This is a genomic window from Streptococcus panodentis (assembly GCF_017884005.1).
In the GTDB taxonomy this organism is placed as follows: domain Bacteria; phylum Bacillota; class Bacilli; order Lactobacillales; family Streptococcaceae; genus Streptococcus; species Streptococcus panodentis.
Genome location: NZ_QFAY01000044.1, coordinates 1 through 9,926 on the forward strand (window position 1 = coordinate 1; position 9,926 = coordinate 9,926).

Here is a 9,926-nt window from a genome sequence, read left to right on the forward strand (position 1 = left end):
TCACGAGTAGGCAAGTGCATTGACAATGCGCCGATTGAGAGCTTTTTCGGCCATTTTAAGACGGAGTGTTATGACTTAAAGAAGTATAAGACATTTGAGGAGCTGGTCGCTGATATCGATGATTACATCTACTTCTACAATAACCAACGATTTCAAGAGCGCAACAACGGCCTTGCCCCTCTTGAAATGAGGAACAAGGCCGTTGCTTAATCTTTTATTATTTCATTGTCCACTTGACAGGGAGCTGTTCACACCGGCAGCTTGCTTTTTACACTCTTCGAACATCAAAAGCACACTTCGTTCACTCGCTTTGCTTTACCCCCGTATTTCCTGCAGCTCCTCTCCTAGTCTGATTTTGATTTTCATTGTGTCTTACTTATTTTGATCCGCCCTGCTTTTCTCCCAGCAGACAGAAACGGCCCTTGGCATCCTGCTGATGCTCAATGTTTGTGAAGCCAGCCTGTTCTAGGCGAGCCGCCAACTCCTGACTGGAATAAATCTTCATGCCGGCAATTCGGGCTTCGTATTTTCTGTTTTTCTCGGAAGGGCTCAATTCACAAGCCAGCAGAAGACGGCCTCCCGGCTCTAAAACCCGCCAAATCTCTGCCAGACCGTTGGACAAATCCGGCCAAAAATAGACCGTTTCATAGGCCGTTACCAAATCAAAGCTCTCATCCTGACAGGGAATCTTCTCAGCAGCCCCCTGCTGGAGCTGACAGCGCCGGCCAAAGTCACGGGTAACCTTTCGTGCCACTGTCAGACAGGCCTCAGAAGGGTCGATTCCTCTGGCCGAGGCTTGAGGAAATGTATCCATCAGCTCACGGAGGGAACCGCCTCCGCCGCAGCCGACATCCAGCATCTTAGTCGGCGTTCTCCGCCGAATCAAAGACAGACTCCAGACTACCAAAGCCAGATGCCCTCTGTTCATGCCCTTTGCCAAAAGCCGCCCCATAAACCCCTGAGGCTGACGAAACTGCTCCCATCTATTATTTGCCATTGGTTTTCTCCTTTACCATATCATTCCTACCTTTATTATAGCACAAAAAAGCAACCTGTCTCTACACCAAAAGAATCTGCATTCATGCCAGATCTTTGCCAGATGAATGCAGATTCTAAAGGCTATACTCAATGAAAATCATCAGCAAACGGGGGGGGCAGAAATCAGCCTCGCTGTAGGCGGAGTTTCCGCAGGAAGGCGTCAAAAGCAGGACCATTTGACCAAAGCTGCACTTGCTTCATCAGCAGCCTTCCTGCCTCACCAGCTCGCTTCTGGGTTCGGGCTCAAAAGGCTCCCCGTATTGTTGGAACTGACAAAGTTTGAAGAATTGTTCGCAGAGGATTAGTCTTCTTTTTTGCTGCGGCCGCTGGCCAGCAGGCCGGTTCCTAAGAGGGCCAGACCGGCCATCGCCAGCAGCTGATCTTCCTGAGAGCCAGTGCTTGGCAGGGCTGCGTTAGGAGGGGTCTGAAGCTGCGGCTGCCTAATGTCTGCTTGACTGCCTCTCTCTGACTGAGCAAGGCGGCGGACTGGCTGCTCACTTGCCAGGCCGCCGGCAGCAGCCGTCACCTTGCTGCCGACTTCGACGACTTCATCCACAGCCGGAAGCAGCACACTGTCCTCAACCACTCTGCGGCTGTCCCCCAGCACTTCGACAAGGATCCGACGCTGGCCGTTTCGGCCTGCCGTCACTACCCTGCGCCGGCCTTGTTCCAAATCCGGATTTTCACGTTCAAGACTCTTGAAAGGAATGTCCTCTGTCTGGATGTCCAAGTAAGGCTTTTCTTCTACCAAATCCTTGACCCCCTCATCTGGAGTGACCTGATGAGCCGGTTTCAGATTCAGGCCTGCAAGAGCAGCCTGCAAGCTTTGCACTGCCTTATCAACAGCCGCCTGCTCAGCAGCGGGGTCAGCCAAAATCTGCTTAGCCGCAGCAAGCGCCGCCTGATAGGCTTCAGCCGTTTCCTCTGTGTAAAGACTCGGATCAAAACCATCTGCACTGTCCACCGCCTGCTGCAGGGCTTCCTTATCAGCCGCAGGTGTCTGAAGATTGGTCACATAGAAGTTGCGGGCTTCCAAGCCGCCGTCCCAGAGTCCCAGTCCGACATAGGCGTCATTGTAGTAAGGGTCCACAGCATCGAAAGTATGCTTCAGATACTCCGTTCCGTCTACAAAAACGGTCACACTGTCCTTGCCTTTGACAAGTCTGACATGGTGGAATTGGCCGTCATTGAGATGCTTGCCCTCCATGCTGCCTTCTGCAATAGTCTCGCCCATAAAGCGGTAGAGCCGGATGGTATCATTGTCGCCAAACTGGATAGAGTAGGCATTGCGGGGATCCACATTTTCAGAAGCATAGAAGATATTGATCAAGCCCTTTTGATACTTGAGGTCCACATCCAGACTATACTCTGGATAAGGAATCTTCTGGCTGCTCATGTAGTAGTCGTTGGCACTGGTATTTTGGTTATAGAGGCTTTCGCCGTCCACATACCATTTGCCGGAAAGGGCAGTCAGGCCTGGGATATTGGTCTTGAAGTCATTGCGGGTAATGTTGATGGTAAAGACCTTGGACAGACTCGGATCTTGCTTAGAAGCCGCCGTTATCTTGACGGTTCCTCGCTGCAGGGCTCTTACCTGCAGTTTATTCCCCTCTTCCCTGACAGACACCAAATCTGGACTGTCCACGGTCCAGGTCACTTCCTGAGAAACAGCAGCCGGCATGACATAAGCTTTCAGATCCACTGTGTCACCGACATAGATATTGCTGACGACAGGAGAAGCCTGCACCAGGTCCAAAGCCTTGGTCGCAGCCAGCTTATCCTTCCAGATACTGGTCAGCGGATAGAGGGCCAGGTCGGCCTTGGCTGGGTCGCCTTCTGCAAAGACACTGACGCCCAGACTGCTTGGTGCCGGGAAGATTTGGTTGGCACCTGCCACGGTATCGCCCTTGGCAAAGACTTCCACACTGGAGCGGTCTACATAGATATGCAGATCAATGCTACCGTCCGCATTCTTCTTGACAGACTGGCTGTCCACCTGAGCAAATTTATTGCTGAGGATGATACCGGACTGACTGCGGTCAATGGACAGGGTTTCTGTTTCCAAATCATAGACAACCTTGGTCACTTCACCGTCACCGACCCGCAGATTGAAACCAACTTTCTTAGTCGTCTCGCCCGGCCGGAAGGTGGATACAATCTCGTATTGGTCACCGGAAAAATCTTTGAGCAGGTCATTGCCCTCAGCGACTGCTGCATCTTTGAGAATGATGGCCCGATCTTCCTGCCGCAGGGACTTGTAGGCCTCAATAGGGGTTTGAGTCAGGCGGTAGCTGCCGTCCTCTTTGATCAGCCCCAGCTTTAGATGGAGATTAAAGGTTCCGTTGAATTTCTGCCCGACCGTATCAGCTACTAGATTGCAGTAGTCTTCCCAAGTATTCATCCAGTTGACTTCGATGAGCTCAGGCAGAGTCGGCTTGGCCTTGCTGCCAAAATCCTGCACATAGTAGGTCATGGCTGCATAGGAGTCCTTGCCGAAATTCATGGTCTGGTCGGCATTTTCAAAGTCAGCATCCGGCACAAAGGTCCACTTGCCTTCTACCTGCCGGAAATCCCCTACCTTGTAGGAGCGGCCGCCGCGGGACAGAACCCACTTGAGGCTGCCGTCATCAGCCAGCAAAGGATAGAGGTCCGGGCACTCTGTATGGAGGTCAGCATAGGTCGACTCCACCTGCCAGTTGAGCAGATTGTCAGAAGAGTAAATCCTGAGCGGACCGCCGGCTATGACCATGAACCATTTATCCTCCCAGCGGAAAACTTTTGGATCGCGGAAGTCCCGAGACTGCAGCGGGTCATCACTCCAGTCAGCTGCAATCTGGTCTACCTTGGTCCAGGTCCTGCCTTCGTCCTTGCTGTAGGCCAGCTTGATGCGCTGGCCATTTCCGTCTGCAGTAATCAGCGCGACCAGACCGCCTTCATCATTGTCAAAAAGTCCGGAAGAATTGGTGCTGTCTGCCACGATGGTGCCGGAGAACATAGCCCCGTTGGCATCTGGGTAAAAGGCAACGGGCTGCTCCTCCCAGTGAATCAAATCCTTGCTGGTCACATGGGCCCAGTGCATCGGTCCCCATTTGGTATCATCGTAAAACTGATAGAAGAAATGATAGACACCCTTGTAGTAGACCAGACCGTTGGGATCATTGGCCCAGCCATCCTTGACAGAGTAGTGGTACTGACCGCGGTAAAGCTCATTGTAATAGACTTCATCCTGCTGCCTGCGATGGACATTGAGCCGATAGCTGACACTGACGTCCTGACCATCTGCATCGGTCACGGTGCTGGTGACAGTCAGATAGTTGGCGCCGACTGCCAGCGGGATATTTTTGAAATCACTGTAGCTATTGCCCGCTGCATCCGTCACCTGGACCTTGGCCTTGCTGTTCTTAGCTTGGATGGTTAGGTCTACCGTTTCTGCATCATACTTGACATACTGGATGGTAACAGGCGCAGTAAACTGACCTTTCTGCTCCACTGTCCCCCTTGCAGAGGACACCGTAATGTCCTCCAGTTCGGGATTGGTCTCAGGCGTGATTTCCTTGTAAAAGGTATTTTGGAAAAGAAGCTGACTATTCCAGTTGAGCAGGCCGAAGTAGCCTTCGGACAGATAGGTGTCCTGCCCCTTGTCGTCGCGCTGCAAGGTGTAATCGCCAGAGCTGGCAACCAGTACATCATTGACATAATAGGAAATCCAAGAGCCAATCGCCACAACCTTGAGCTGGTATTTATTGTCCGCTGTGGGCTCGATATGCTTTTCATTGATTAGCTGATCATCGCGGCCCTCCTGCCAGCGCCAGAATTTGACATTGTTGCTGCCGCCGTCAATGTTGACCGCATAGCTGCTCTTGTCATCTGGATTGTTATTGCCGCGGAAAATGAGCGCCGCTGCCCCTTCCTTGCTGAGGAAGGTCACATCCGTTGAGTAGACAAAGTCCTTGCCCCAACTCTGGGAGTACAGAAAGCTGTCCCCCTTGCCTCTGGCATCGCTGTAAAGGCCGTCACTGCGGACTTCCCAGGTTCCGTTTTGGTCTCCCTTGGCTTGGTCTAGATTGGTTTTGAAACCTTCCTGGCGGCTCCTGTCGGCAGCCCGATCAGCCAGAGCTGCACTCTCAGGCTGGACCCGATTGTCAGACACAGCTGATTTTTCTGAATCCGGCTGGACAGCAGGCGAAGCTTGCTCCTCATCCGCAGACTTTACGGCAGGAGCTGTTGCTGCTGCATTTTCAGCTGCAGGGCTGGCTGCTTGGTCCGAAAGAGCTTCCGGCTTGCTTTCATGAGCCGGACTGACCGCTGGCTCACCAGCTGAACTCCCCGCAGCAGCGGTTTCGTCTGCAGCAGCTGCAACTCCCGCTTCAGCATGGGCACTGTCCGCCTCAGCAGACTCTTTTGCAGCAAGTCCCGGCAAATCCTGATCAGCCGCTGGCTGGCTGACTTCTGTCACCTGGGCTCCTGCAGCTTGGCTGCCGACCTCATCCGCAGCGACCGGCCCCGCTTCCAGCATAAAAAGGCCAAAAGCCACTAAAGCACAGCCAAAAATCCAGCGCTTGCCGCTCTTTCTCATAAACCAATTTTTACATGTTTTTTCTTGGTAATCCTTCATTTTCACACCTCATGATCTAAAAAAATAAACACCTGAACTCCGCTGAATTTACCCTGACATAGCGCGCTCCTTTCCCGCTCTGCGCGGACTTTTTATCATTGAATGCAATCTTATCTGTCTTAAATATAGCAGATTATTGGAAACGTTTCACCTCACATTTGTCACAGAAACAAAATGACAGATGTCACATTTTTGAGAGCGCTTGCAAAAAAGGGTAAAAAAAGACCGAACGCGGGGTTCGGTCTTAAGATTTAAAATTTATCCCTCCACATAAGTATGGAGCGGATAGGTTGGATATGCTGCTTCACGCGCCTTTTCGGAAGTGACATAGCCAGCCGGTGCATCCAGTACAGACGGGATGCGGTTGACAATGGTTCCGCAGGTCAGAGCCACTGTGTCGGGTTTGCTGACAGAGAAGACCAGATCAGGCTGACCGGTGATTTCCCAGTCGCACATATCCCCGTCGTCCTGACGGTAGACCTTGCCGATACACTCCACTTCCAGCTCAATGCCCTGATGGGTATGAATGGTCGTGACAGCCGACATACCGGTCACCTGACCAGCAGGAATGGTGCGGCCCAGCGTCTCTGAGTAAACATCCTCATCCAAGACATAAGGCACGCTCTTTTGGGAAATATCCTTGATGGTCCAGTTCATCTTGGAGCAAATGGCTTCTGCTGCATTCCACATATAGGACGGCAGACTCTCTGCCGAAGCGATTTCCCTGTCAAAACGCTCGATATCATAGCCCGCTCCATGGGCCTCTGCCAGAGCCAAACCGTAGTCCTCCACATTGTAGCTGGCCACCCCTTTGACTTTCTCAATCCGGTTCATGCCTGCCATAGCCAGACAAGGCAGGTTAATCCAGTAAATATCCTGCATACCAGATCCCATAATGGTTACCCCATGCTCCTTAGCCAGCTTGTCCAGACGATTGGTCTCAGAAGGCGAAGTCGTCCAAGGATAGATGGCCTCCTCGCAAGTGGAAATGACATTGACCCCGTGCCGGATGGCTGTTTCAAAAAAACCATACATCTCCGGCATATAGGAAAAAATGGTCACGATGGCAATATCTGCATCGCAGCTGGCAAAAACCTGATCAGCATTGTCAGAAATGACCACACCGGTCTTGTAGCCCAAGCCAGCGAAATCACCCACATCCTGACCGACCAGCGCAGGATTGCTGTCAATGGCGCCGACAAGTTCCACCCCCTGGTCTGCCAAATAGCTGAACAGAACCCGGGACATCTTGCCGCAGCCGTACTGAACCGCACGAATCTTGCTGTTTCTCATTGTGTATCCTCCTTTGGTTAGCTGGGGCGAATTGAAAAATCCATTTTCATTCTAATCCAGCGTTTGTTATTTTCTTCACAAATATAGTATAATGTCTCTAGTAACTAGAGAGTCAATAGAGAGTTAAAAAAATGAATCCTATTTTGCGCATCGGAGAATTTTCCAAGATCAATCACATTTCCATCCAGACCCTGCGCTTTTATGACCAGATTGGCCTGCTGACACCCCACTGGATCGATCCGGACAGCAGCTACCGCTACTACCATATCAATCAGTCCTCCCTGGTCGATGCCATCCAGTACCTGCGGCAGCTGGATTTTTCACTGGAAGAAATCAAGGAAATCCTTTCAGACAAGGATAATTTTCACCTGCACCAGCTGATTGAGCAGCGTTACCAAAACCTGCTTCAGGAAAGAGATATCCTCAGCCAGCGGATTGAGGAACTAGAGCACTTCCGCTCCGGCGCCCTGCTCTACCAAGAAAAACAGCGCCAGCAGGATTTGGAAATACTGACCTTTCCCCAGCGAAAACTGCTGGTTTATGAGATTGACAACAATATCTACCAGATGTCCAGCGAGGAATATGAAGTCCACCTCCGCCGCTTCAAATCAGAAATCCTCAGCTACCATCCCTTTTTCAGCCATTTCAGCCGGGTCGGCTCCCTCATGAAGAAGTCCGATTTCCAGCAGAGCAACTGGCAGTCCAGCAAGCTCATCCTCTTTCAGCAGGAGGAAATCCCTCTGCCCAATATGAAAACCGCCACCCTGACCCAAGGAAACTATGCCGTCAGCTACTGTCCTTCCTTTGAGGAAGAAATCCAGCAGCTCTCCCACTTCCGACAAACCCTGACCCAAGCCGGCTACCATATTGCCGGCGACTATATCTGCGAAGTCATTCACGAACAGCCCCAGCTGGACCAAAACCAGAGAGACATGTTTATCCGCATGCAGGTTAAGGTGGAGGAAGGATAGAGCAGTTCACGCAAACAGAAAAGCCCTCCGATTGGAAGGCTTTTTCATCTCATAACTCTTTTAAAATCGTCTGCATCCAGTCTGATTTAGCCGGCAGAAGCCGGAGGACATAAACCTCCTGTCCGGCAATTTCGTAAAAGAGAATATAATCCTGAATCACTCGATACTTGATTGCCGTCTGCTGAGGTATACGAGCCGAAAGATTGGAACCGACTTTAGGAGACAGCTCCAGCCGTTTCACAAAATCAGCCAGGTCCTTTTTAAAGGCTGCAAGGTTTTCTGGATAAACTCCTAATCCTTGCTTATAAAACACTGCTTCCCGCGCATCTCTCAAAACCTGAGCCGACACAATAACACGGTAATTAGTCACTATCTTCCTCCAATAACTCTGCAAACTCTGACGCTGAATAAGTTTCTTCTGTCTTCAGAGAATGATAGCCCTTCTGCAATTCTTCCAGCAGCCTTACCGTAGCCTGAATATTCCGCCACTCATCAATGTCCACCACAGCATATTTGGCCATGCCATTTTTAGTCAGGATAACCTGCGTGCCCCGCTCAACGCTTTTAAGCGTCTGATTATAATTTCGCATATCCGAAACTGGCACCGTATTTTCCATCTGTTCCACCTCATACTTTAAGTAATATTTTACTTAAAATTATTGTATCATGAATGATGAAGCTGGTCAAATTAATCCGTCCATTTTCAGACTCAAGATACTACAAGAAAAAAGAACACCCCAAAGGATGTTCCATGTATATAAGTCGCCAACCGATTAATGTTTTGGGAACTGGCTAGCTTTACGCGCTTTCTTAAGACCTAGTTTGACACGGTTAGTTCTTAAATACTTTCAGATTAGCTTTATATCAATCCTCGACAGATGAGTACTAACTTTTTATTTCAGAAATTTTGAATAAGTTTGATTGGGTGAGGGAATTTCACTCACTTTCCCCCTGAAGGACATATAGCATGATTACCATCATACCAAACTATATGGTAGATACCATTATTAAGTACTCCAAACAATCTAATCTTTCCTTGAATTCTTAACGAATACAAACTCTCATGCTGTAGCAGTTTCAATTCATCTGCTCTATTTCGTGCTTCGTTAATCATACTTTCAAATGAAATAAAATGATTATTTGTTCCCTTTTTTTTTCCTCCACTTGCACTGTCAATTTCTTGCCAAGTCATGCTCTCAAAAGATTTCAACGCTTTGAATATTTCTTTTTCGATAAAATCTGGATTTAAAACACTCCATTCGTCATGATCAAAATCAGCTAAATCAAAACTCCATACCGGACTAGATTGTTTATAAGAATTCGGATCATAGACCACCTGTGTTTTCTTCTTAAATTCAAGATTCGTATCAATATTTGTTTTTTTCTTTCTAGCCATTAGCAACTAATCCTGAATAATATTCTTGCATCAATTCTTTTGAAATAATGGCATTGCTACGCTCACCAAGACCCAGTGAACCACGAGTTTCTAACCATGGACGTTCTTTATGCGTTAGTTCACTTAGCCAAAACGCCTCCTTAGAACCATAGTCTGAAATGACAATGTCTAATGTCTCTTTTTCAGCATTTGAGAACTTATAATCAGTTTTACGCTCTTTGATTTTCTCAGAATTTATCAGAAACTCTCCTTTATGGAAATCATATAACTCTCTACACACTGGACCGTTTGCCCAGGCTTGAAAATCTTCATTAAATAACGGAAAACCGTCCCACGCTAAAGACCAGGCTTGAGCATAGTAACATAGCTTTTGTAATTTCATGGTTGACATGTCACCAAGATTATCCAAAATATAAAATGCCACATCAAATACTGTCGCCATTATAAATCTCCTTATTTTATCTAAACTCTATTTCAATTATTTCAATTCAATTATAACATAATTCTCCACCTAGTTCCAGAATTCTTCTTAGATTAATCAATAACCCTGTAGCTATTTTCGTTCCTGCTAGACTGACCGCTTCTCATTTCGGCCTGACTCTAGGACATTTGA

The 9,926-nt window shown here is 48.8% G+C and carries 9 protein-coding genes; 2 read left to right on the plus strand and 7 right to left on the minus strand.

Annotated elements, in window-relative coordinates:
* Positions 1 to 210, plus strand: a 210-nt coding sequence (locus DHL47_RS12945) for an IS3 family transposase (RefSeq protein WP_209552147.1), incomplete at its 5' end; no start/stop codon positions are given.
* Between the two features lie 166 nt (positions 211 to 376).
* Here the strand turns inward: DHL47_RS12945 and DHL47_RS12950 are convergent.
* The 3 genes from DHL47_RS12950 to DHL47_RS12960 form a co-directional block, all read right to left on the minus strand.
* Positions 377 to 997, minus strand: coding sequence for a class I SAM-dependent methyltransferase (locus tag DHL47_RS12950; RefSeq protein ID WP_209552148.1), 621 nt, complete (start codon positions 995 to 997; stop codon positions 377 to 379).
* Positions 998 to 1,339: 342 nt separating this feature from the next.
* The gene (locus DHL47_RS12955; RefSeq protein WP_209552149.1) at positions 1,340 to 5,653 is read right to left on the minus strand and encodes a GH32 C-terminal domain-containing protein; all 4,314 of its coding nucleotides are present in this window, start codon (positions 5,651 to 5,653) and stop codon (positions 1,340 to 1,342) included.
* A 258-nt stretch (positions 5,654 to 5,911) separates the two neighbouring features.
* Positions 5,912 to 6,946 carry an NAD(P)H-dependent amine dehydrogenase family protein gene (locus DHL47_RS12960; protein ID WP_128836552.1) on the minus strand — a complete coding sequence of 345 codons (1,035 nt, stop codon included), beginning with the start codon at positions 6,944 to 6,946 and terminating at the stop codon, positions 5,912 to 5,914.
* Between the two features lie 131 nt (positions 6,947 to 7,077).
* Here DHL47_RS12960 and DHL47_RS12965 point away from each other — a divergent pair, with 131 nt between their 5' ends.
* Entirely contained in the window at positions 7,078 to 7,917 is an 840-nt protein-coding gene (locus DHL47_RS12965; protein ID WP_209552150.1) for a MerR family transcriptional regulator, read from the plus strand.
* 49 nt (positions 7,918 to 7,966) lie between these two features.
* Here the strand turns inward: DHL47_RS12965 and DHL47_RS12970 are convergent, their stop codons facing one another.
* The 4 genes from DHL47_RS12970 to DHL47_RS12985 form a co-directional block, all read right to left on the minus strand.
* Positions 7,967 to 8,287 (minus strand): type II toxin-antitoxin system RelE/ParE family toxin, encoded by a 321-nt coding sequence (locus DHL47_RS12970; protein WP_209552151.1) that lies wholly within the window; start codon positions 8,285 to 8,287, stop codon positions 7,967 to 7,969.
* Positions 8,280 to 8,534 (minus strand): type II toxin-antitoxin system prevent-host-death family antitoxin, encoded by a 255-nt coding sequence (locus DHL47_RS12975; RefSeq protein WP_209552152.1) that lies wholly within the window; start codon positions 8,532 to 8,534, stop codon positions 8,280 to 8,282. Before DHL47_RS12975 ends, DHL47_RS12970 begins: the two co-directional genes overlap by 8 nt.
* Before the next feature lie 323 nt (positions 8,535 to 8,857).
* The gene (locus DHL47_RS12980; protein ID WP_209552153.1) at positions 8,858 to 9,313 is read right to left on the minus strand and encodes a hypothetical protein; all 456 of its coding nucleotides are present in this window, start codon (positions 9,311 to 9,313) and stop codon (positions 8,858 to 8,860) included.
* Positions 9,306 to 9,755 (minus strand): Panacea domain-containing protein, encoded by a 450-nt coding sequence (locus tag DHL47_RS12985; protein ID WP_209552154.1) that lies wholly within the window; start codon positions 9,753 to 9,755, stop codon positions 9,306 to 9,308. The genes DHL47_RS12980 and DHL47_RS12985 overlap by 8 nt, the downstream gene beginning before the upstream one ends.
* Between the last annotated feature and the right edge of the window lie 171 nt (positions 9,756 to 9,926).